The organism is Streptomyces sp. NPDC087787 (genome assembly GCF_044743035.1).
Taxonomy (GTDB): Bacteria; Actinomycetota; Actinomycetes; order Streptomycetales; family Streptomycetaceae; genus Streptomyces.
Window position 1 is genome coordinate 61,277 of record NZ_JBIUVQ010000018.1, and the last position, 20,021, is coordinate 81,297.

At 71.8% G+C, this 20,021-nt stretch carries 19 protein-coding genes and 3 pseudogenes; 11 read left to right on the forward strand and 11 right to left on the reverse strand.

The window, feature by feature from the left end; genetic code table 11:
• Positions 1-7 precede the first annotated feature (7 nt).
• Positions 8-1,375, reverse strand: a complete 1,368-nt coding sequence (locus tag ACIOWN_RS26580; RefSeq protein ID WP_362348974.1) for an MFS transporter — start codon at positions 1,373-1,375, stop codon at positions 8-10.
• Positions 1,372-2,028: a TetR/AcrR family transcriptional regulator gene (locus ACIOWN_RS26585; RefSeq protein WP_401983517.1), complete on the reverse strand. Its 657-nt coding sequence runs from the start codon at positions 2,026-2,028 to the stop codon at positions 1,372-1,374. Before ACIOWN_RS26585 ends, ACIOWN_RS26580 begins: the two co-directional genes overlap by 4 nt.
• Before the next feature lie 103 nt (positions 2,029-2,131).
• Here ACIOWN_RS26585 and ACIOWN_RS26590 point away from each other — a divergent pair, with 103 nt between their 5' ends.
• Positions 2,132-2,647 carry a CGNR zinc finger domain-containing protein gene (locus ACIOWN_RS26590; protein ID WP_362348977.1) on the forward strand — a complete coding sequence of 172 codons (516 nt, stop codon included), beginning with the start codon at positions 2,132-2,134 and terminating at the stop codon, positions 2,645-2,647.
• A 6-nt stretch (positions 2,648-2,653) separates the two neighbouring features.
• Here ACIOWN_RS26590 and rox read toward each other — a convergent pair whose 3' ends face one another.
• A complete protein-coding gene (gene rox, locus ACIOWN_RS26595) occupies positions 2,654-4,090 on the reverse strand; it encodes a rifampin monooxygenase (protein WP_362348978.1) in 1,437 nt (478 codons plus the stop codon).
• A 419-nt stretch (positions 4,091-4,509) separates the two neighbouring features.
• Between rox and ACIOWN_RS26600 the strand changes: the two genes are divergently transcribed.
• Positions 4,510-6,270 carry an MOSC and FAD-binding oxidoreductase domain-containing protein gene (locus tag ACIOWN_RS26600; RefSeq protein ID WP_362348979.1) on the forward strand — a complete coding sequence of 587 codons (1,761 nt, stop codon included), beginning with the start codon at positions 4,510-4,512 and terminating at the stop codon, positions 6,268-6,270.
• Between the two features lie 70 nt (positions 6,271-6,340).
• Here ACIOWN_RS26600 and ACIOWN_RS26605 read toward each other — a convergent pair whose 3' ends face one another.
• Positions 6,341-7,264, reverse strand: a complete 924-nt coding sequence (locus ACIOWN_RS26605; protein ID WP_401983573.1) for a GNAT family N-acetyltransferase — start codon at positions 7,262-7,264, stop codon at positions 6,341-6,343.
• 256 nt (positions 7,265-7,520) lie between these two features.
• Positions 7,521-8,432 (reverse strand): transcriptional regulator CynR, encoded by a 912-nt coding sequence (cynR, locus tag ACIOWN_RS26610; RefSeq protein WP_401983518.1) that lies wholly within the window; start codon positions 8,430-8,432, stop codon positions 7,521-7,523.
• A 124-nt stretch (positions 8,433-8,556) separates the two neighbouring features.
• Here cynR and ACIOWN_RS26615 point away from each other — a divergent pair.
• The 5 genes and pseudogenes from ACIOWN_RS26615 to ACIOWN_RS26635 all read left to right on the forward strand — a co-directional run bounded on the left by ACIOWN_RS26615 (position 8,557) and on the right by ACIOWN_RS26635 (position 10,664).
• Positions 8,557-9,146 (forward strand): annotated as a pseudogene (locus ACIOWN_RS26615) (carbonic anhydrase).
• Between the two features lie 91 nt (positions 9,147-9,237).
• Complete coding sequence (gene cynS / locus ACIOWN_RS26620; RefSeq protein WP_401983519.1) at positions 9,238-9,708, forward strand: cyanase; 471 nt, start codon at positions 9,238-9,240, stop codon at positions 9,706-9,708.
• An 81-nt stretch (positions 9,709-9,789) separates the two neighbouring features.
• Positions 9,790-9,888, forward strand: a pseudogene (locus tag ACIOWN_RS26625) (nucleoside deaminase); the annotation flags it as partial.
• Positions 9,889-9,961: 73 nt separating this feature from the next.
• Entirely contained in the window at positions 9,962-10,141 is a 180-nt protein-coding gene (locus ACIOWN_RS26630) for a hypothetical protein (protein WP_362348983.1), read from the forward strand.
• 10 nt (positions 10,142-10,151) lie between these two features.
• Complete coding sequence (locus ACIOWN_RS26635; RefSeq protein ID WP_362348985.1) at positions 10,152-10,664, forward strand: nucleoside deaminase; 513 nt, start codon at positions 10,152-10,154, stop codon at positions 10,662-10,664.
• A 184-nt stretch (positions 10,665-10,848) separates the two neighbouring features.
• On the opposite strand, the gene ACIOWN_RS26640 is transcribed toward ACIOWN_RS26635, so the two are convergent.
• Positions 10,849-11,304, reverse strand: coding sequence for an SRPBCC family protein (locus ACIOWN_RS26640; protein WP_362348987.1), 456 nt, complete (start codon positions 11,302-11,304; stop codon positions 10,849-10,851).
• Between the two features lie 141 nt (positions 11,305-11,445).
• Between ACIOWN_RS26640 and ACIOWN_RS26645 the strand changes: the two genes are divergently transcribed.
• On the forward strand, positions 11,446-12,234 hold the full coding sequence (locus ACIOWN_RS26645) for a polysaccharide deacetylase family protein (RefSeq protein ID WP_401983521.1): 789 nt from the start codon (positions 11,446-11,448) through the stop codon (positions 12,232-12,234).
• Between the two features lie 8 nt (positions 12,235-12,242).
• Here the strand turns inward: ACIOWN_RS26645 and ACIOWN_RS26650 are convergent, their stop codons facing one another.
• The 5 genes and pseudogenes from ACIOWN_RS26650 to ACIOWN_RS26670 all read right to left on the reverse strand — a co-directional run.
• Positions 12,243-13,382 carry a DUF6596 domain-containing protein gene (locus ACIOWN_RS26650; protein WP_362349130.1) on the reverse strand — a complete coding sequence of 380 codons (1,140 nt, stop codon included), beginning with the start codon at positions 13,380-13,382 and terminating at the stop codon, positions 12,243-12,245.
• 8 nt (positions 13,383-13,390) lie between these two features.
• Positions 13,391-13,798, reverse strand: a complete 408-nt coding sequence (locus tag ACIOWN_RS26655; RefSeq protein ID WP_362348991.1) for a YciI family protein — start codon at positions 13,796-13,798, stop codon at positions 13,391-13,393.
• 79 nt (positions 13,799-13,877) lie between these two features.
• Entirely contained in the window at positions 13,878-14,756 is an 879-nt protein-coding gene (locus ACIOWN_RS26660) for a TauD/TfdA family dioxygenase (protein WP_362348993.1), read from the reverse strand.
• A complete protein-coding gene (locus ACIOWN_RS26665; protein ID WP_362348995.1) occupies positions 14,672-15,004 on the reverse strand; it encodes an AMP-binding protein in 333 nt (110 codons plus the stop codon). The genes ACIOWN_RS26660 and ACIOWN_RS26665 overlap by 85 nt, the downstream gene beginning before the upstream one ends.
• A gap of 233 nt (positions 15,005-15,237) precedes the next feature.
• A pseudogene (locus ACIOWN_RS26670) lies at positions 15,238-16,647 on the reverse strand (condensation domain-containing protein); the annotation flags it as partial.
• A gap of 410 nt (positions 16,648-17,057) precedes the next feature.
• Between ACIOWN_RS26670 and ACIOWN_RS26675 the strand changes: the two are divergent.
• The 3 genes from ACIOWN_RS26675 to ACIOWN_RS26685 all read left to right on the forward strand — a co-directional run bounded on the left by ACIOWN_RS26675 (position 17,058) and on the right by ACIOWN_RS26685 (position 19,998).
• Positions 17,058-18,017: a DUF5996 family protein gene (locus ACIOWN_RS26675; protein WP_362349133.1), complete on the forward strand. Its 960-nt coding sequence runs from the start codon at positions 17,058-17,060 to the stop codon at positions 18,015-18,017.
• 123 nt (positions 18,018-18,140) lie between these two features.
• Positions 18,141-18,698, forward strand: a complete 558-nt coding sequence (locus tag ACIOWN_RS26680; RefSeq protein WP_401983523.1) for a pyridoxamine 5'-phosphate oxidase family protein — start codon at positions 18,141-18,143, stop codon at positions 18,696-18,698.
• 67 nt (positions 18,699-18,765) lie between these two features.
• The gene (locus tag ACIOWN_RS26685; RefSeq protein ID WP_401983525.1) at positions 18,766-19,998 is read left to right on the forward strand and encodes an amidase; all 1,233 of its coding nucleotides are present in this window, start codon (positions 18,766-18,768) and stop codon (positions 19,996-19,998) included.
• Positions 19,999-20,021: the final 23 nt, after the last annotated feature.

The following is a 20,021-nucleotide window of genomic DNA, read 5'->3' on the forward strand; positions in this document are numbered from 1 at the left end:
CTCCCCTCTAACCAGTTAAGACACTTTTACGGGTTAGGTGACGCTGGGGCAGTCGCGCTGCGGGAAGCAGACCGAGGGCGGTGAGTGCGGCCAGGACCAGCAGGGCGGAACTCATCGACGCGACGGCGGACCCGGTCGCGCCGGCCGCGACGGCGATGCCGAGGGTCGGCCCGATGTTCATGGCGGTCTGCTTGAGCCCCCCGACGACTCCCGCGTACCCCGGCGGCGCGTCGCCGACCACGGTCCCCGTGGCGGTGACCATTACCGCGGCGAACCCGGCGCCGATGACGGCGAAGGCCGTGCCCATGACGATCCACGGGCTGTCCGCTTCGAGCCGGGACAGCGCGGCGATGCCGACCACGACCAGGGCAGTGCCCGCGGTCGCGGTGTGGCGCGCACCGTATCGGCGCAGCGCCGCGCTCGCGGCGGGCGAGCCGAGGACCATGAGCACGGTCAGCGGAAGGACGCGCAGACCGCAGGTGAGCGGGTCGAGGCGGAGAGTGTCCTGGAGGTAGAACGTGGCCCTGAACAACGATCCGAACAGGCCGGCGGACGTGACCAGCAGGACGGCCATCGAGGCCGTCACGGGTGCGGACCGCGCCACGGCCGGCGGGACGATCGGGTGCGTGGCGCGCCGTTCGTGCCGGGCGAGCACCGCCAATATGCCTGCTACGGCGAGGAGTTCGAGCAGTGTAGGCGCCGCGGTCCAGCCCCGCTCGGGCACTGCGGCCAGGGCGTGCACGAGGACCGCGAGCGCGAGCGCGAGCAGGCCCGCGCCGTTGACGTCGAGGCGTGAGGAGTCGGCACGTTCGGGTACGGGCGTCCGCACGGCGAGGACGAGGGTGGCGATGGCGAACGCGACGGGCACGTTGACCCAGAACACGGCACGCCAGCCCAGGTGCCCCACGAGCAGACCGCCGAGGATCGGCCCGGATCCCGCCGCGACCGCGATCGCACTGGTACGGATGGCGATCGCCGTGCCGAGCCGTTCCGCCGGGTACGCCTGCCGCAGCAGCGCGAGCGTCGCGGGTTGCAGCAGCGCGCCGAACCCGCCCTGCACCACACGCAGGGCCGTCACCCAGCCGACGTTCGGCGCGAGCGCGATCCCGGCCGAGGCGGCCCCGAAACCGAGGACGCCGACGAGCAGCAGGCGCGGATGCCCGTACCGGTCGCCCAGGCGCCCGGCGATCACGAGTAACGCGACCACCGCGACCAGGTAGCCGGTGCTCGTCCACTGGATCTCGGCGATGCTCGCGCCGAGATCCCGCTGGAGGCTGGGCTGCGCCAGGAGCAGGACGGTGCCGTCCAGTGCGACGATCACCGCGCCGGCCGCGCTGACCAGGAGCGCGAGCCGCCGCTGGGCGGATGTGGTCATGAGGTCACCGGGCCGAGGTGGGCGGCCACGACGGTCGCGACGAGCCGGTCGCACTGATCGTCTTCGGGACCGCCGTCCGGCGGTGGGGACCCGAGGGCGAGTCGCAGGCTGCCCCAGGCCCACAACTGGGCCATCCCGTGCAGGTTCGACCACAGGGCGGCGGTGGTCACGGCGGGCGGCGGTGCGAAGTCGTCGGGCCCGCCGCCCTCCTGCGTGCCGTCGCGCTCCGCCCGGCATCGGGCGACGAGCTGGGTCATGTGCTCGAACAGCGGGAGGGTCGTTCGGCGCAGCCGCTGCTGGTCCGGCGCCTGCGGCCCGCTGTCGAGCAGGTCATGCCGGAACATCAGCTCGAACATGCCGCGGCGCTCCAGCGCGTACCCGACGTACGCCCGCGCGACGGCCTCCAACTGGGCGCGCGCCGTGGTCGCGTCGGCGACCGCGGCCTCGAACCGGGCCCCGAGGTCCTCGAAGCCGCGGCGGGCGATGGCCGACAGCAGCGCGTGGTGCGTGGGGAAGTACCGGCGCGGCGCCCCGTGCGACACCCCCGCTCGACGTGCTGTCTCCCGCAGTCCCACGGACGCGGAGCCTTCGGTGAGCACGAGGTACACACCGGCATCGATCAACCGCTCCCGCAGAGAGCTCGCCTCAGCCATAGACAGTGTCTACCACCATCACGTAGACACTGTCTACTCCACCTCCGTCGGCGATCGCGGCGCGTGTAACCTGTCAAGCGAGCCCATTCGGTCAGGGGATGCGATGGTGAGCGAGCGGGAGCGGCAGGACGCGCTGCTGGATCTCCTCAACAGCACGCCGGTTGTCGGCGGTGCCGTCCAGGACGAGCTGGCGGACGCGGAAGCGGCCAGGTCCTGGCAGCGGGCCCACGGCGGCAGCGGAACGGCGGACGAGCTGCGCAGCCTCGTCCAGGCACGCGACGCCCTCCAGGACGTGGTGCGCGGCGCCCGGTCCGCCACGACGCTGGGCCCGCTCCTGAAGGGCGTCACCTCCAGGCCTGACGTGTCGCCCGAGGGGTTGTCGTGGAAGCTGGACGCCCCTCCGGAGCGCCGGATTGCGGTGGAAGCGGTGCTGGCGTGGGGCGCGGTTCAGCGGACGATGCCCGGACGGCTGCGGCCGTGCGCCAACCCCGACTGCCGGCGCTTCCTCATCGACCGCAGCAAGACCAACAGGGCCCGCTGGTGTTCGATGGCCGTCTGCGGCAACCGCATGAAGGCGCGGCGCCACTACCAGCGCACCCGCGACGTGGCAGCCGAGTGAGCGCGCTCAACTGACGGGTTCGCCGAACCACTTGGGGAGCCGGTCGAGCAGATCCTGCTGGTCCTCGCCGGCCCACGCCACATGGCCGTCGGGCCGCAGCAGTACCGCGGGCACGTCCAACTCCTCGCTGACGTCGACGACATGGTCGACCCGGTCCGCCCAGCCCGCCACCGACAGCCGGCCGGTCCGGTCGAGCAGCAGCCCGCGTCCGCCGTGCATCAGCTCGTAGAGGCGCCCTCGCTTCAGCCGCACGTCCCGCAGTCGCCGGCCGAGCAGTTCGTGGCCGTCGCCGATGTCGTAGCGGACCTCCACCGCGGTGATGATCCCGGTCACGTACCGGTTCACCTCCTCGAAGTCCATGAGCTTCGAGAACAGCTCCCGCAGCGCGGTCGCGCCCGGATCGGTGCCGAGCAGCGTGATCTGCGCGCGGGTGTTCTCCAGCACCCGCGCGCCCACCGGGTGCCGTTCGGTGTGGTAGCTGTCCAACAGCCCGTCCGGTGCCCAGCCGTTGACCTCGGCGGCCAGCTTCCAGCCCAGGTTGAACGCGTCCTGCACGCCGAGGTTGAGCCCCTGCCCGCCGGTCGGCGGATGGATGTGCGCCGCGTCGCCGGCCAGCAGGACCCGGCCCACCCGGTAGCGCTCGGCCTGCCGGGTGGCGTCGCCGAACCGGGACAGCCAGCGCGGCGAGTGCGCCCCGAAGTCGGTGCCCGCGACCGCCCGCAACCGCTCCTTGAACTCGTCGAGCGTCGGCGGGGCCGTACGGTCCTCGGCCACCCCGTCGGCGGGCACGATGATGCGGTACACCCCCTCGCGCCCGTCCACGTCGGGGATGGCGCCGAACCGCAGGTGGGTCCTGCGGACCTCGGTGACGACGGCGGCGACCGTCGCCGGATCCTCGGTCGCCTCCATGTCGCCCAGCAGGGTCTCGATCCTGGCGGGTTCGCCGGGGAAGCCGACACCGAGCAGTTTGCGCACGGTGCTGCGCCCGCCGTCGCAGCCGACGAGGTAGCGCGAGCGCAGGCGCGTGCCGTCGGCCAGTTCGACGGTCACCGCGTCCTCGTCCTGGCTCAGGCCCACCACTTGGTGGCCGCGCCGGATCTCGGCGCCGAGTTCGAGGGCGCGGTCTTCGAGCAGCCGCTCGGTGACCGGCTGCGGGGTGGCGAGGCCGTACGGGTGTGCCGTGTCCAGCCGGTCCGGCCACGGCTTGACGATGCCGCCGAAGAGACCGCCGGCCTGGAACTTCTCGCTGACCGCGAGGAACCGCTCCAGCAGACCGCGCTGGTCCATCATCTCGACGCTGCGCGCGTGCAGGCCGCGTCCGCGGGACTGCCCGGTCGGCTCGGTCAGCTTCTCCAGCACGACCACGTGCACGCCGTGCAGCCGCAACTCGCCGGCCAGCATCAAGCCGGTCGGTCCGCCGCCGACCACGATCACGTCCGTCATCAAATCGCCCGTCCAGGGAGAGAGGGTTTCGCCGGCCGGCCACTCCGCGTGGTCCGGCGGCGCGTGCACGCGCACATCGACAAAGAGCACGCATTTCACAAATCACTTATTTCCGCAGCTTCTGGCTTCGACCGGAGATTCTGCAGGACGACCCGGGCCTTGCCGCAAGACCCCGGGTGCGCTATAAGTTGAGAGTGGCAAGGAGCGGGCGCTCCTTGCCTTTGCTTTTGTCTGCCGCGGCTTTGCCTTTGTCTGCTGCCTCTGCCGGCTGCCTCTGCCCGCGCCCCTCGGCCTTCCCCGCAGGCGGACGCGCCCCCTGCCGGTGCACGAACTAGGATCGATCCCAGCGCACAGATCACAGCGCCATGAGGGGCTGCCCCGGATGCCGCCCCGGCCGACCACCCCGCAGGAGGTCCGCGATGGCGACGCTGCTGTCCGTGAACGTGGGAATGCCCACGGACGTCTCATGGCAGGGAAGGACCGTCCACACCGGAGCCTGGAAGGCTCCCGTCGAAGGTCCCCGCCTGGTCCGGCGGCTCAACGTCGACGGAGACGGTCAAGGGGATCTGGCCGGGCACGGCGGCGAGATCCGTGCCGTCCTCGTCTACCAGTCGGAGTCCTACCGGTACTGGCAGAAGCATCTCGGTCGCGACGATCTGAGCTTCGGGATGTTCGGGGAGAACTTCACCGTCGAGGGACTGCCCGACGACGAAGTGTGCATCGGTGACCGGTACCGCATCGGTGAGGCCGAGTTCGAGGTCACCCAGCCCCGCGTCACCTGCTACCGCGTCGGCATGCGCCTCGGCGAACCCACCATGGCGTCCCTGCTGGTCGCCCACCACCGCCCCGGCTTCTACCTGCGCGTGCTCACCGAGGGGCACGTCCAGGCCGGCGACGGGATCACCCTCGTCCGCAAGGGGCCGGAGGAACTCAGCGTGGCCGACACCGACGCGCTGCTCTACCTCCCCGACCGCGACCCCGCGAAACTGCGCAAGGCGCTCGGCATCCCTGCGCTCAGCCCCGGCTGGCGGCAGTCCTTCCGCGAACTCGCCGCCGCTCAGCAGCCCCAGCAGGAACCCGGATGGCCGGACGAGCGCGCGAGCACACGGCAGTCCAGGCAGGAGCCGGGGTGGCCGGGCTTCAAGAGCATGCGCGTGGCCCGCATCGTCCCGGAGACCGCCGACATCTCGTCGGTCTACCTCGACAGCGCCGACGGCGCGCCGCTGCCCGAGGCCCGCCCCGGCCAGTACCTCTCCATCCGGCTCTCCGTCGGCGACGGCGTCCCCACGGTGCGCAGCTACTCCCTGTCCTCCACGCCCACCGACCGCACCTACCGCATCAGCGTCAAGCACGAGTCCTGCGGAAAGGTCAGCGGCTACATCCATGCCACGCTCCACCCCGGGGACCTGGTGGACATCGCAAGTCCCCGGGGAACGTTCGTACTTGAAGCAGGCACCCGCCCGATCGTCCTCGTCTCCGCGGGCATCGGTGCCACTCCCGTGCTCGCGATGCTCCACCGGCTCGCCGCCGTACGAGACCCACGCGGCGTCTGGTGGATCCACACCGCGCACGACCGCGCCCACCACGCGTTCGCGAACGAGGCCCACACACTCCTGGCCCGACTCCCCGACGCCCACGAACACATCTTCTACACCTCCGAGGCCCCGCCCCCGGGCGAGCGGCACATCACCCGGGGCCACCCGACCGCCCCGGCGCTCACGGCCCTGGGCATCCCCGCCGACGCCGACGCCTACCTCTGCGGACCGACCGCCTTCATGGACGACCTCGGCGGCTACCTGCGCGACCGCGGTCTACGGGCCGAACGGATCCACACGGAACAGTTCAGCGCCCTGCCCGCCATCAACCCCGGCGTCACGCCCACCGCCGCCGTCCGGCCGCACCAGCCGCCCGGTCCCCCGGGCTCCGGCCCGCTCATCACCTTCGCCCGCAGCGGCATCAGCACCCCCTGGTCACCGGCCCACGCCTCGCTGCTCGACCTCGCGGAGGCCTGCGACATTCCCACCCGCTGGTCCTGCCGCACCGGCGTCTGCCACACCTGCGTCACCCACCTCATGGCGGGCGACATCACCTACACCACCCCGCCCCTCGAACTCCCCGAACCCGGCACCGTCCTGGTCTGCTGCAGCGAACCAGCCACCGAAGTCGTCCTCGACCTCTAGGGAGAGGCCCTAGGAACACCGGCCCGCCGACCGGGGTGCGGGGGCATCCTCGTGGGCGCCCCCGCACCGGTCAGTTCCAGGTCATGTTGATCTCGCGTTCGAAGTTGACGTAGCCGGCCCGGTGGAAGGCGCGCGCCATGGGGGTGTTGCCGAGGTCCGTGGACGCCCGGATGCGGGGGACGTCCTGTGCGGCGAGTACGCGGGTGCCCTCGGCGAGGATGTCGTCGATGTAGCCGTTGCCCCGGTGGGCGGGCAGGACCGCGATGTAGGCGACGATCGGGTTGTAGCCGTTGTGGGCCGGGACGACGAATCCCACGGGCTCTCCGCCGGGCAGGGTCGCGACGCGCCACCAGTCCCGCGGGCTGCTGTAGCGGGCGAGTTCCTCCTCGTAGTGCTTGACGGCCGCTTCGTGGGCGGACATCCGGGTCAGCTGCTCCCGGCCGTGCGCGTCCAGTGTCCCGTCCAGGACCGAGGTCATCAGGGCGACCAGTTCCCCGGCGTCGTGGACGGGCCGGAAGGCGAGACGCCCGCGGGGCTCGGGAACGGGTGATCCGGGGCGCCATTCCAGCCGCAGTCGTTCGACGAGGAGCCGGGCACCGGTCCGTTCCACCACGGTCATGCGCTCCTCGACGACGTTCCTGGTCGCCGCGTTCTCACGCCAGTCGGGCGGGAGGAAGCGGCTGTACTCGGGGAGCCGCGACCCGTTCGGGAGGGTGGCCGCCATCGCGGTGCGCAGAAGCCGTACCCCGGTGTCCACGCGACCGGGGGCCGGGATGCTGTCGTCGATGTCGAGGACGTCCAGGACGAGTGGGGCGTCGCCGCCCGGCCGGCTCCACCAGGCGGCCCTGGCCAGCAGACGGTCGCCACGCACGGCGACCCACATCCATTCGGGTCGTCGGCGGCCGGCGGCGAGGTCGTCCGCCAGTTCCTCGTTGAGGGTGTAGGGCAGTCGGCGGAAGAGGTCGAGTTCTTCGCGTCCGGTGATCGGACGCATGGTCAGGTCGTTCTGATGCAACGTCAAGGCACACTCCGGTGAAGGCGCCCGTCCGCTCCGGGTCGGTCAGAGACCGTCCGTACCCCGGGAGGACTCAAGCGCGGTGATGATGCGGATCATGGGCTTGTCCCTCCTTTCGCTCTCGTCGTCCCTCACCCGTGTGGTGGGGCTGGTCGACTGTAGCGCAACGCGCCGGACGGTCAACCCCCTCAGCTCGGGGTTATTCACCGCCCTGTCGTGGTCTCCGCCCCGGACGTCACTGCGGGGCATCAATGTAGCCGCGGGCCCGGACGAGGTCCTGGGTGAGACGGGTGAAGGCGCGGGCGGCGGCGCTCTGGTAACTGCTGCCGCGCCGAAGGAGGGTGACGGTGCGTTCGGGCAGGGGCGGTTCGAGGGGGACCGGACGCAGATGCGGGTGGTCGTGGGTGATGGCGTCGGGAAGCACGGTGGCGATCGGGGTGCGCCGCACGATCTCGACGAGGGCCTGGACGGAGTTGGCCTCCACCGTGATGCGGGGCTGCACCCGGTGGGCCGCGAAGTGGGCGTCGATATGGCTGCGGGTGGCGAAGTCGCCGTTCAGCAGGGCTAGTTGATGATCACCCAACTCGCCCACGGATACCGGCTGAGACCGAGCCGCGTCGAGGTCGGGGGCGCCCGTGACGAGGCTCAGGGTCTCCGTGAACAGGGTCTGCGCCACGACGCCGGGCAGATGGGCACCGGAGAAGGCGATGCCCAGGTCGAGGTCGTCGGCGAGCAGGGCCGACTCGATGCGGTCCTGCGTCATCTCCTTGAGGTTCAGGGTGATGCCGGGGTGCCGGGCGTGCAGTTCGGCGACCAGGGGGCCCACCAGATAGGCGGTGAACGTCGGCGTCGCGGCCAGGCGCAGATGGCCGCGGGTCAGGTCGTGGACGTCCTGGACGGCACGCTCGGCGGCCGCCAGGTCCCGCAGGGCACGGCGGGCATGACGGGCGTACGTCTCCCCCGCGTCGGTCAGCCGCACGCCGCGACCGGTGCGGTCCAGCAGCGGCACCCCCACGGACCGCTCCAGTTGCCGCACCTGCTGGGAGAGCGTGGGCTGGGAGATGCGCAGGTCCTCGGCGGCGCGGGTGAAGCTGCCGTGCTCGGCCACGGCGAGCAGATAGCGCAGATGACGCAGTTCCAGGGCCATGGAACCGATTATAGATGCGGGCAATGGGAGACATGGGTACTGCGTCTTGGACGCTATAGACCCAGGTCATGCATGGTGGATTCACCGAGTCCGGCAGACCGGAACCCACCGAAGGGAGTGACCAGTGCGCGATCTCGCCCAGGGCGTCACGCGTTTCCAGCGGGATGTCCACCCGGCCAAGGCGGACCTGTTCGCCCACCTCGCCGAGAACCACGCGCCGCACACGCTGTTCATCGGCTGCTCCGACGCCCGCGTCGTCCCGGAGCTGATCACGGCCAGTGAACCGGGTGAGCTGTTCGTCATCCGCACCGCGGGCAACCTCGTCCCGTCCCACGCGCCGGGCCCCGACGCCGTGGCCGCGGCCATCGAGTACGCCGTGGCCGTCCTCGGTGTGTCCGACATCGTGGTGTGCGGGCACTCCGGCTGCGGCGCCATGACGGCCCTCGCCGAGGGCCACGACCTGCGCGGGGTGCCGGCGGTCGCCGAGTGGCTGCGGCACGCGGACGCCTCCCGCGCCCGCACCGCCGCCCGCGGGTCGCCGCTCTGGTCCGCCAGAACGTGCTCGCCCAGCTGGCGAACCTGGTCACCCACCCCTCGGTCGCCGGCGGCCTGACCGAAGGCACTCTCACCCTGCACGGCTGGGTCTACGACATCGCCACCGGTGGCGTAGAGAACGTCGCCGCCGAGCCGCGGGCGACCACGTCCGCGGCCTGACCCACCGGTCCGGCCCGCAGCCGGCGGCCCGCAGCCCGAATCCGGAATCCGAATCTCGAATCCGGCATCCAGAATCCTGAAAGGAACCCCCATGCCGCACGCCCAGTTCGACCCCGCTGCCCGGCAGGCCCTCGCCGTCGTCGCCGTCGAGGCCAAGACGCGCAAGGACCTCACCTGGCAGCAGATCGCGGACGCGGCCGGCCTGTCGGTGGCCTTCACCACCGCCGCCCTGCTCGGCCAGCACGCCCTCCCCGAGCCCGCCGCGCGGGCCGTCGGCGAGCTGCTCGGCCTGGACGCCGACGCGGTGGTGCTGCTCCAGACGATCCCGACCCGCGGCTCGATCCCCGGCGGCATCCCGACCGACCCGACCATCTACCGCTTCTACGAGATGCTCCAGGTGTACGGCACCACGCTCAAGGCCCTGGTGCACGAGCAGTTCGGTGACGGCATCATCTCCGCGATCAACTTCAAGCTGGATGTGAAGAAGGTCGCCGACCCCGAGGGCGGCGAGCGCGCGGTGATCACCCTGGACGGCAAGTACCTGCCCACCAAGCCCTTCTGATCCACGCCGATCGGACCGGCGCCGGGGCGGTACGGCCGGCCCGGCCGCCCCGGCTCCCCCTGTCACGGAAGGACACCACTGATGGAGTTCGCACAGCGCACCGTCGACATCGCCCGCCGCAACGTCGCCGAGGGCGGCCGCCCGTTCGCGACCGTCATCGTCAAGGACGGCGAGATCCTGGCGGAGAGCCCCAACCGGGTCGCCCAGACCAACGACCCCACGGCACACGCCGAGAGCCTACGAGCCGCACTACGTGGACGACCGCGAGTACTTCGAACTGGACAACTTCTACGAGGAGTTCGCGAAGAACTGGGACCAGCGCCGGCTGCCGATGCGCTACGAGCCGCACGACACCGCGGTCGACGTCTACCGGCTCTGGCAGGAGCACAACGGCGGCGAGCGCCGTGTCCCCGGGGCGCCCACCGCGGCCTGAGGGAGCGGACGTGACCCTCAACGAACCGAACGCCGCCGAGCTGCGGCATCTGGAGCGCGCGGTCGAGCTGGCGGTCCAGGCGCTGCGGGCCGGGGACGAGCCGTTCGGCTCGGTCCTGGTGAGCGCCGACGGACAGGTCCTCGCGGAGGACCGCAACCGGGTGAACAGCCTGGACGACCGCACCCGGCATCCGGAGTTCGAGCTGGTCCGCTGGGCCGCCGCCCATCTCACCGGGCGGCAGCGGGCGGAGGCCACCGTCTTCACCTCCGGGGAACACTGCCCCATGTGCGCGGCCGCCCACGGCTGGGCGGGCGTCGGCCGGATCGTCTACGCGCACTCGGCCGCCCAGTTGACGGACTGGCTGGCCGAACTGGGCGTGCCCGCCGCCCCGGTGCGCTGCCTGCCGATCCAGGACCTGGTCCCCGGGCTGACGGTGCAGGGCCCGGTGCCGGTCCTGGCCGACCGGCTCCGCGAGCTGCACCGCGACTACCGTGCCGGCCGCCGGGGCCCGGCCGCTTCCTGACGGACGGCCGTGTCACCGATCGGCCGGTGCTTCGCTCTCGCGCAGCAGGGCCGCGATTGCGTGGAAGCCGCGGCGCTCGGCGTGGGCGCGGGCGTCCGGCAGCAGTGGGTCGGCGCCCGCTCCGAGCAGCACCTATGTCGATGGCGGTCTCGGCGAGCACGGTCCGGCACCCCGCGCCCGCCGCTCACCCGCTGTGTTCGGCGTACTCCCGGAAGTGCTCCAGGTCGCTGCGTACGAGTCGTTCGATCGCGTTGGCCTGGGCGAATCCCCTGGGCCCGCCGAACGCCTCCCGGACGGTGTCGGGGTCGTACTCCAGCCGTGCCTGGATGCGGGTGTTCCCCTGGTCGATGGGGTGCAGGGTGAGGGAGCAGCTCATTTGCGGGGATTCCGTCGTGTGCCATTCCAGCACGCGGTCCCCGGCACGGTCGGAGGCCTTCATCTCCATCTGCCGGGCCCGTCCGCCCGCCTCGATGTCCAACTGGGCGCGGCCACCGGACTCGGCCCGGGCGTCGCGCACGCCGTCCATGAAGCGGGGGTAGTTCTCCACCCGGTGAAGGCTGTCCCAGGCGCTGTCGATGGGGACTCCGACGTCGATGTGTTCTTCGAGGGTGCTCATGGCGACCTCCACGGTTCGGCTCACGACGCACGTCCTTGTTGCCTCCAGTGTGCGCCCCCTATGGCTGGTCCATCCCGCCGGGATGTCCTCCGGCCCGGGCGGGCCCGGCATCCTTCGCCGCCGCACACGGCGCCCCCTGTCCGCCCTCGCGCGCCCACCGCACTGGTGACCGCGGCGGCGCTGGCGCTGACCCTGTCCGGCTGCGGTGGCGCCGCAGACGCGCCGCGGGCCGGAGTGATGCGGCAGGTGTCGTCGGTGAGCGGCGCGGTGGCCGCGGCCGGGATCACCCGGGGCCCCGGCGGATCCGTCGACTGCCGCAGGACGAGATGCGTGGCGCTCACCTTCGACGACTCACCGGGCGTCCGCACTCCACGAATCCTGGACATCCTGCGCCGGAACCGCGTGCACGCCACCTTCTTCACGCTGGGCAGGCACCACGTCGCCACCTACCCCGCAACGGTTGTGCGGATGGCCGCGGAAGGCCACGAGGTGGAGACGCTCACCTGGTCCCACCGGGTCCTCACCGCGATCAGCCCGGCCGAAGCGCGCGAGGAGATCACCCGGGGCCGCGAGGCCGTGGCGAGGGTCATCGGCCGCCGCCCGGTCCTGCTGCGCCCGCCGGAGGGCCGTACGAGCGCGGCCGTCACCGCGCTCTGCCGGCGGCTCGGCATGGCGCAGGTCCTGTGGAGCGCGACCGCGTCCGACTACGAGACCACCGACTCCGCGCTCATCACCCGCCGGATCCTGGCCCGGACAGGCCCCGGCGGGATCATCCTGCTGCACGACCGGGTGGACCCCACCCACCGCGGCTACAACGGCACGGTCGCCGCGCTGCCCGGCATCATCTCCGGCCTGAAGGCCCGCGGTTACGCCTTCGTCACCGTCACCCGGCTCCTGGCCCCGCCCGGGCCCCGGCCCGGCGAGGTGTACCGCGACGGGCCTCTCGCCCGGTGACGGTCCACCTAGCGGCGGGCGTTGAGCCGGGCCGCCTGGCGCGTCAGATGGTCACGCTCGGCGAGGGTGGGTGCCTTGTGGGCCGCCTCGGCGTACAGCCGTGCGGCCCTCGCCGGATCGCCGTCACGCTCGTGCAGGTACGCCGCCACCGCGGTATGGCGGGGCAGGGCGGAGTCCAGCGCCGCGAGCGCCGCCAGGCCGGCGCGCGGCCCGTCGGCCTCACCGACGGCGACCGCGCGGTTGAGCCGTACGACCGGGCTGTCGGTCAGCCGCGTGAGCTCGTCGTACCACTCGACGATCTGCACCCAGTCGGTCTCCTCGGCGGTGGGCGCGTCGGCGTGGAGTGCCGCGATGGCGGCCTGGGCCTGGAACTCGCCGAGCCGGTCCCGGGCGAGGGCCGCCTGAAGGATCTCGACGCCCTCGGCGATCGACCCGGTGTCCCACCGGCCGCGGTCCTGCTCGGCGAGCGGTACCAGGCTTCCGTCGGGCGCGGTCCGGGTGGCGCGCCGGGCGTGGTGGAGCAGCATCAGGGCGAGCAGCCCCGCCGCCTCGGGGTGGTCGATCGCGGCCGCGAGCTGCCGGGTGAGCCGGATCGCCTCGGCGGCGAGGTCGACGTCGCCGGAGTAGCCCTCGTTGAAGACGAGGTAGAGGACACGCAGCACGGTGGCGACATCGCCGGGCTGGTCGAGCCTCACGCCGGAGACGGTGCGCTTGGCCCGGCTGATGCGTTGCGCCATGGTCGCCTCGGGCACCAGGTAGGCCTGGGCGATCTGGCGGGTGGTGAGCCCGCCGACGGCGCGCAGTGTGAGCGCGACCGCGGACGCCGGCGTCAGGGACGGGTGGGCGCACAGGAAGTAGAGCTGGAGCGTGTCGTCCACCGCGGGCGCGGGCCCGGGCGGCGGCTCCTCGTCGACGCGGTCCTCCCGCCGCCGGCGGGCGGCGTCCGCGCGGGTCGCGTCGAGGAACCGGCGCCAGGCGACGGTGACCAGCCAGCCCTTCGGGTCCCGTGGAGGGTCGGCCGGCCAGACGCGGACCGCCTCGACCAGGGCGTCCTGCACGGCGTCCTCGGCCGCCGCGAAGTCGGCTCCGCGGCGGACGAGGATCCCGAGCACACCCGGTGTGAGGCTTCGGATCAGGGCCTCGTTCACCGTCCGGGTCACTCCGTGATGGTGGGCGGCGCGGCCAGGAACGGGCGCACCTCCAGCCACTCGTGGATCGGCTTCCCGCCCGCGCCGGGGGCGGCCGACAGTTCTCCGGCCAGCTCGACGGCCCGTTCGTAGCTGTCGACGTCGATCACCATCCAGCCGGCGATGAGGTCCTTGGTCTCGGCGAACGGTCCGTCGGTGACCGGCGGGCGCCCCTCGCCGTCGTAGCGGACCCAGGCCCCCTCGGGGGCGAGGGCCTGCCCGCCGACGAACTCGCCGGTCTTCTCCAGTCGGGCCGCGAAGTCGTTCATGTACTGCACATGGTCCGAGATCTCCTCGGGCGTCCACCGGTCCATGGGCACGTCGTTGACCGCGGCCGGAGCGCCTCGGTAGTGCTTGAGCAGCAGGTACTTCGCCATCGTGGTACTCCTCGGTGCTGGTGCGACCCATTGTGGCCGCATTCGCCCCGGGGACGGAGCCGGGCGGCGGTTCTCGACATCAGGCGTGCAGCCGGGTGCCCTCGATCGCCACGCGGCGGCCTTCCCGGGTGAGGGGGAAGTAGTCCCACACGGCGTGGTGCTGGACGCTGCGGTTGTCCCAGAACACGAGGGTGCGTTCCTGCCAGTGGACCCGGCAGTGCAGCAGCGGCGTCCGGGCGACGTGCTGGTGGAGCATGCCCAGCAGGACGTCGCTCTCGGTCCGGGGGAGCTGGGTGATGTGGGAGGTGTAGGGGGCGTTGACGAACAGCGGTTTGCGGCCGTTCTCCGGGTGCCGGACGACCACGGGGTGTTCGGTGCGCGGCACGTCGTACTCGGGCGGCGGTGTCTGGCCGGCCGCGGTCCACGGCAGGGCGCCGTCGTGGAGGGCCGTCAGTCCGTCGAGGAAGCCGCGCATGGCGGGTGAGAGGAGTTCGTAGGCGAGGTGCATGTTGGCGAAGAGGGTGTCGCCCCCGCTGCCGCCCTCGGGCATGGTCGTGATGTACAGCATCGATCCGAGGGAGGGTTCGGCGTCGGCGGTGCCGTCCGCGTGCCAGCCGTTGCCGGCCACGTTCCGGGAGTTCTTGTCGGCCTTGAGGTCCAGGATGTGCGGGTCGGAGCCCTCCACCGGCAGGGCGACGGGGTGCAGGTCGCCGAAGACGCCCGCGAAGCGCTTGTGCTCCTCGGGTGCGATGTCCTGGTCGCGGAAGACGAGGACGTGGTGGGCCGCGAAGGCGTGCTTGAGTTCCTTCTCCTGCCGCGGTGTGAGCTCCTGGGCGAGGTCGATGCCCGAGACCTCCGCGCCGAGCAGCGGGGTCAGCGGGGCGACGGCGATGGTCTCGTTGGGTTCCACGGGGCGGGTGGTGAGCTGTTCGACCGCTCGCAGTGCGTAGTCCTCCATGAGGGACCTCCGTGATACGTCGGGGATGGGGCGCGGGCCAGGGACTCCCCGCCGAGGTGGATCTCACCGACGACGCCGGGCGGGACGGGCTGCATACGGGAGTCGAGTACGTAGAGGCGGGTGCCGGGCAGCGGCCGGCCGATCGGGCAGGGGCGCTCCAGCGGGCGTGGCTCGTAGTAGGCGGTGCTGTAGAGCGTCGCCTCGGTGGGGCCGTAGCCGAAGCAGATCCGCAGGCCGGGCAGGTGCACGGGGTCGCGTAGTCCATCGCGCCCTCCGTGTCGACGACGGCGACACGGGTGGGGTGCTCACAGGCCTGGGCCTCGAAGAGGCCGGCGACTCCGGAGGCCGTGCGCAGAGCGGCAGCCATGGGATCGGCCGCCGCGGCCTCGTCGTGGTTCCGTGTCGCGTCGCCCCGGCGGATCAGATGCCGGTGCTCGCCCGGGTTCATCAGTTCCAGGGTGTGGATGTCGCGGTCCGGGTGCCGGGTGAGGTCGGTGAGCAGGTGGCGCAGGTACCCGGCCCATCGCTGCACGGTGCTCGCGTCGAAGAGCGCGGTCGCGTAGTCGAGGTGCCCGGTGAGGCGGCCTTCGGACTCGGCCGCCGACAGGACGAGGTCGAACTTGGCCGGGGCGTCCTGGATCGGCAGGGGTTCGGTCGTCACCCCGGGCAGGCACAGCACGTCGTGCCGGTCCGGCACCCAGGCCAGCATGGTCTGGAGGGGGGTGTGGGAGGCGCTGCGCGGCGGGTTCACCAGCTCGACGATGCGTTCGAAGGGCAGGTCCTGCTGGGCGAGGGCCGCGCGGACGGCGGCGCGGGTGCGGGCCAGGGCCTCGGTCGCGGTGGGGGAACCGGAGAGGTCGACGCGCAGTGGGAGCGTGTTGACGACGAAGCCGATGAGTCCGGCGGCGCCGGGTGCGCGGCGGCCCGCCACCGGGCTGCCGACAACGATGTCGTCCTGTCCGGACAGGCGGGACAGCAGGATCGCCCAGCCGGTGAGGACGGCGTTGAAGAGGCTCGCCTGCTGGGAGTGGGCGAGAGCGCGGAGCGCGGCGGTCACGTCGGCGTCGAGAGCGAACTCGACACGTCCGCCGTCATAACGCTGTTCGGCCGGGCGCGGCCGTTGGGTGGGAAGTTCCAGGACGGACGGAGCGCCGTCCAGCGTGCGTCGCCAGAAGTCCTCCTGGGAGGCGAGGGCACCGCCGAGTACCGCCTCGCGCTGCCGTTGCGCGTAGTCCGCGTACTGCACCGTGAGTTCCGGAAGGTCTGCCTCGCCACCCGTGAGCGCCGCCGTGTAGTGAGCGGCGACCTCCTCCATCATCACCTTCATCGACGTTCCGTCGAAGATGATGTGATGGAACGTCAGCAGCAGCACGTGCCGTCGCGGGCCCAGGGCGATCAGCCGGCCGCGCCCGAGCGGGCCGGCCTCCAGGTCGAACGGCCGCTCCGCCTCGTCCCGTTGGTACCGGGCCACGCGCTCGTCGGGATCCGCGTCGGCACTGAGGTCCTCGAAGGCGAGCGTGAACCCCTTACCAGGCGGGTCGATGTGCTGGTTCACGGTGCCGTCTTCCGCCACCAGCCGTGTCCGAAGGCTCTCATGACGGTCAGTCAGAAAACTGAAGGCACTCAGCAGGGCCTCGCGATCGAGCGGTCCGTCGATCCGGAAGGAGGCGAGGGTCTCGTTGTAGGCGGCATTCGCGCCCGGCAGTTGGGCCAGGAACCACAGCCGCTGCTGAGAGAAGGACGCCGGACGGACGCGGAGGGGGCGTTGGGGGGAACGGAGCTGGGCGTGTTGTGCACCGGCAAGGCCTGGCTTTCCTGTCGGGGAGGAGGACCAGGGCGGAACGACGGCACATCGGAGGACGGCACCACACGGAATTCCGTGAGCGCACAAACGTCAATCCGGGAAAGGTGGGGGATGCGCCGGAATTCGATCGATTGCTTTACCTGGTTGAATTGATGCACTTGTCATACGGAGTCACCCAAGGGACTGGGGTGGTCTTGACATGAACGCGATCATGAATCCTCCCCCACAGCATGTCAACCCTTGACTTCACTGAGCGACGTGCCGTAGATACCGCGCACCGAAGACCTGCTTCCGGGCTCCATTCGCCACGGTTCGAAACTCCAGGCATTTCAATCGACTTTGCCCTTTCGGGGGTCCGAGTAATGACTTTCGGCGTCTGCAGGGGTATGAGCCGGCCGGGCGCACGAGATGCCGCGCCTGTCCCACGTGGCCATCATGTCGTCCAGGGGCCCGATCCGGCCGTCAGGAGCGTCGGACGCCAGGGAAGGTTGATGACCATGGAACTGTTCCCGCCCATCCCGCTCGCCGAGTGGCGCGACACCAAGGAGACGCTGCATCGCTTCGCGCAGATAGCGGGGAAGGTCCGTCTCGCCGCGAGCAGCCGGCGCAACCACTGGTGGAACGTCCCGTTCCACCTCACCGGGCGGGGGATCACGACACGTCCGATGGGACAGGTCGACGGCAATCCGATCTTCACGCTGGACTTCGATTTCGTCGCGCATCGGCTGGTCGTCTCGACGCTGGACGGCCGGGAGATCTCCGTCCCGCTCCTCGGACAGTCCGTGGCGTCCTTCTACGGGGCGGTCATGGACTCGCTGGCCGCGCTGGGCATCCGGATGCGGCTCGACATTCCCAGGCCCTTCGACCTGCCCGACTCCGGCCGGCCGTTCGCCGAGGACACCGAGCACGCGGCGTACGACCCCGCGCAGGCCAACCGCTACTGGCGGGTTCTCAGCCAAGTGGCCTCCGTGCTGGAGGAGTTCGCCGCGGGGTACTCGGGGAAGGTGAGCCCGGTGCACCACTTCTGGCACACCTTCGACGTCGCGCACACGCGGTTCTCCGACCGCCACGTCGAGCAGCCCGCGCACTTGGACCCGGTCACCCGGGAGGCGTACTCCCGGGAGGTGATCAGCTTCGGCTTCTGGTTCGGCGACGACGCCTTCCCCGCGCCCACGTTCTACTCCTACACCGCGCCCGAGCCGGCGCACCTGGCCGAGGAACCGCTCCGCCCCGCCGCGGCACACTGGGTCGCCCGCATCGACAGCCATCTGGCCGTACTGCCGTACGACGACGTCCGCGCCGAGCCCGACCCGCGTGCCGCCGTGCTCGCCTTCTACGAGAGCGCGTACCAGGCGGGCGCCCGATGCGCCGGATGGCCGATCGCCACGCTCGCCTGCCCGGGCGGGGTGACGGACCCGCAACTGCTGGCTCATGGGATCCGGCCGGCGTTCGGCTGAGGCCTGTGGGGCAGCCGACCCGTTCGACTCCACACACGCCGCGATCGGGCGCACCGATGATTCCGGCACGGGATGCCGGTCGTTACGAGGGGAGAGGTACGAGGAGAGCAGAAGGAGATCCACATGCCCACACAGGGATCCGCACATCAACCCGCTACCGAGCTCGACGCCCGCTACAGCTCCGCGCTCAATCCCCGCCCCGGTGCCGCGGAGGTCACCGCCACCGAATGGGCCGAGGCCGAGCGGCTGCTGAGGTCCGCCGAGATCTTCTGGGTGTCCACCGTGCGGCCCGACGGGCGGCTGCACGTCACGCCCGTGATCGCCGCCTGGCACGACGGAGTGGTGTACTTCGCCACCGGCCCGGGGGAACAGAAGGCGAGGAACCTCTCCCATGACGGGCACTGCGCACTGACCACCGGCGGAAACTCGCTCACCGAAGGGCTCGACGTCGTGGTCGAGGGCACGGCGCGGCAGGTTGCCGATCCGGCGCTGCTGGAAGAGGTGATCGCTGCGTACGAGACGAAGTACGGGCCGCACATCACCTCACCCGAGGGCACCTTCCACGGGATCGGGGACGCGTTCCGCAAGGGGGACGCGGTGGTGTTCGCGGTGGCCCCGGCCACGGCATACGGCTTCGGCCGGGACGACGGGGTGTACAGCCATACGCGGTGGATGTTCTGAGCGACTGGGCGTACGGGGGCGTGGTGGTGAACAGGGTGAGCGCACGCGCTGATGGCGAAGGAGGGCGATGGTGATCACCACCGCCCAGTACGCGGAGCTGTCCGCCCTGGACATCGCCCGTCACGTGCGGCAGGGCAAGGTGACGGCCGTAGAGGTCGTCGGGGCCGCCCTGGCCCGCGCCGACGAACTCGACGACGGCGTAAGGGCGTTCACCGAGGTCTGGGCCGAGCAGGCGCTCGCTCACGCCGCCCGCGTCGACGCGCGGGTCGCCCGAGGCGCCGGACTGCCCCTCGCGGGGGTGCCGATCGGCGTCAAGGCGAGTGAAGGCCCCGGCTCCTACCAGAACACCCGGCTGGTGGCCGCCGGATGCGTGCCGGTCGGCGCGACCTCGGTGCCTCGTGGAGGCCGCGGCTGGCAGACGTACGGGGACACCGACCGGGGGCCCACCCTCAACCCGCTCGACCCGGCGTGGTCACCCGGCGGCTCCTCGGCGGGTTCGGCGGCCGCGGTCGCCGCCGGACTCGTCCCCCTCGCCAGTGGATCCGACGGTGCCGGCTCGGTGCGCATCCCCGCCGCATGGTGCGGCATCGTCGGCTTCAAGCCCACCAACGGCCGGCTCCCGGCCCGTGACCGAGCGGGCTTGAACTCGCCCGGCGTCCTGGTGGGCGACCCGCGGGACGCCCTCGCCTACTTCGACGCGGTGACCGGGTCGGAGGTGTCTGCCGTCCGGCCCGCTTACCCGCTGAGGGCGATCTGGTCGGCGACTCCGGGGTACGCGGACACCGACCCCGAAGTCGCCGCCGTCGCCCACCGCTCGGCCCGATGTCTCGCCGAGGCCGGTCTGATCACCCTGGCCAAGGGCCCCGACCTGGCGCTGGCCGACCCCGCCCCCGCCTGGACGGCCCTCCGCGCGGCGGGATCGTCCCCGGCCACACCCTCCTCGGCCGACGTCAGCAGGGTCCTGACGACCAACGAGGAGCGGCTGCGCGACTGCTTCCAGCGAGCCGACCTCCTCCTCACGCCCACCACGCCCCACCCACCGCACGGCCACGACGGGCCGGGGACACGGATGAGCGTCGCCCTGACCTGGGCGTTCAACCTCAGCGGGCATCCGGCACTCAGCCTCCCGGCAGGCACCACGGCCGAGGGAGCACCCGTCGGCCTCCATCTCGTGGCGCGCCGCCACGAGGAGCGAACACTGCTGGCCGTGGCCGACCGCGCCGGCCGTGAGCTGAATCCGGGCCGTCACGCACCGTGGACCGCCACGGCCTCCGGAACTCATCGCGCTTCGCGCGGGTGATGCCCTCCGTGCCGGAGGTTCCC

Excerpts from the sequence above, each read along its gene's own strand:
- ACIOWN_RS26580 (WP_362348974.1), bottom strand. The coding sequence starts at position 1,375 with ATGACCACATCCGCCCAGCGGCGGCTCGCGCTCCTGGTCAGCGCGGCC.
- ACIOWN_RS26585 (WP_401983517.1), bottom strand. The coding sequence starts at position 2,028 with ATGGCTGAGGCGAGCTCTCTGCGGGAGCGGTTGATCGATGCCGGTGTG.
- ACIOWN_RS26590 (WP_362348977.1), top strand. The coding sequence starts at position 2,132 with ATGGTGAGCGAGCGGGAGCGGCAGGACGCGCTGCTGGATCTCCTCAAC.
- rox (WP_362348978.1), bottom strand. The coding sequence starts at position 4,090 with ATGACGGACGTGATCGTGGTCGGCGGCGGACCGACCGGCTTGATGCTG.
- ACIOWN_RS26600 (WP_362348979.1), top strand. The coding sequence starts at position 4,510 with ATGGCGACGCTGCTGTCCGTGAACGTGGGAATGCCCACGGACGTCTCA.
- ACIOWN_RS26605 (WP_401983573.1), bottom strand. The coding sequence starts at position 7,264 with ATGCGTCCGATCACCGGACGCGAAGAACTCGACCTCTTCCGCCGACTG.
- cynR (WP_401983518.1), bottom strand. The coding sequence starts at position 8,432 with ATGGCCCTGGAACTGCGTCATCTGCGCTATCTGCTCGCCGTGGCCGAG.
- cynS (WP_401983519.1), top strand. The coding sequence starts at position 9,238 with ATGCCGCACGCCCAGTTCGACCCCGCTGCCCGGCAGGCCCTCGCCGTC.
- ACIOWN_RS26655 (WP_362348991.1), bottom strand. The coding sequence starts at position 13,798 with ATGGCGAAGTACCTGCTGCTCAAGCACTACCGAGGCGCTCCGGCCGCG.
- ACIOWN_RS26660 (WP_362348993.1), bottom strand. The coding sequence starts at position 14,756 with ATGGAGGACTACGCACTGCGAGCGGTCGAACAGCTCACCACCCGCCCC.
- ACIOWN_RS26675 (WP_362349133.1), top strand. The coding sequence starts at position 17,058 with ATGGAACTGTTCCCGCCCATCCCGCTCGCCGAGTGGCGCGACACCAAG.
- ACIOWN_RS26680 (WP_401983523.1), top strand. The coding sequence starts at position 18,141 with ATGCCCACACAGGGATCCGCACATCAACCCGCTACCGAGCTCGACGCC.
- ACIOWN_RS26685 (WP_401983525.1), top strand. The coding sequence starts at position 18,766 with ATGGTGATCACCACCGCCCAGTACGCGGAGCTGTCCGCCCTGGACATC.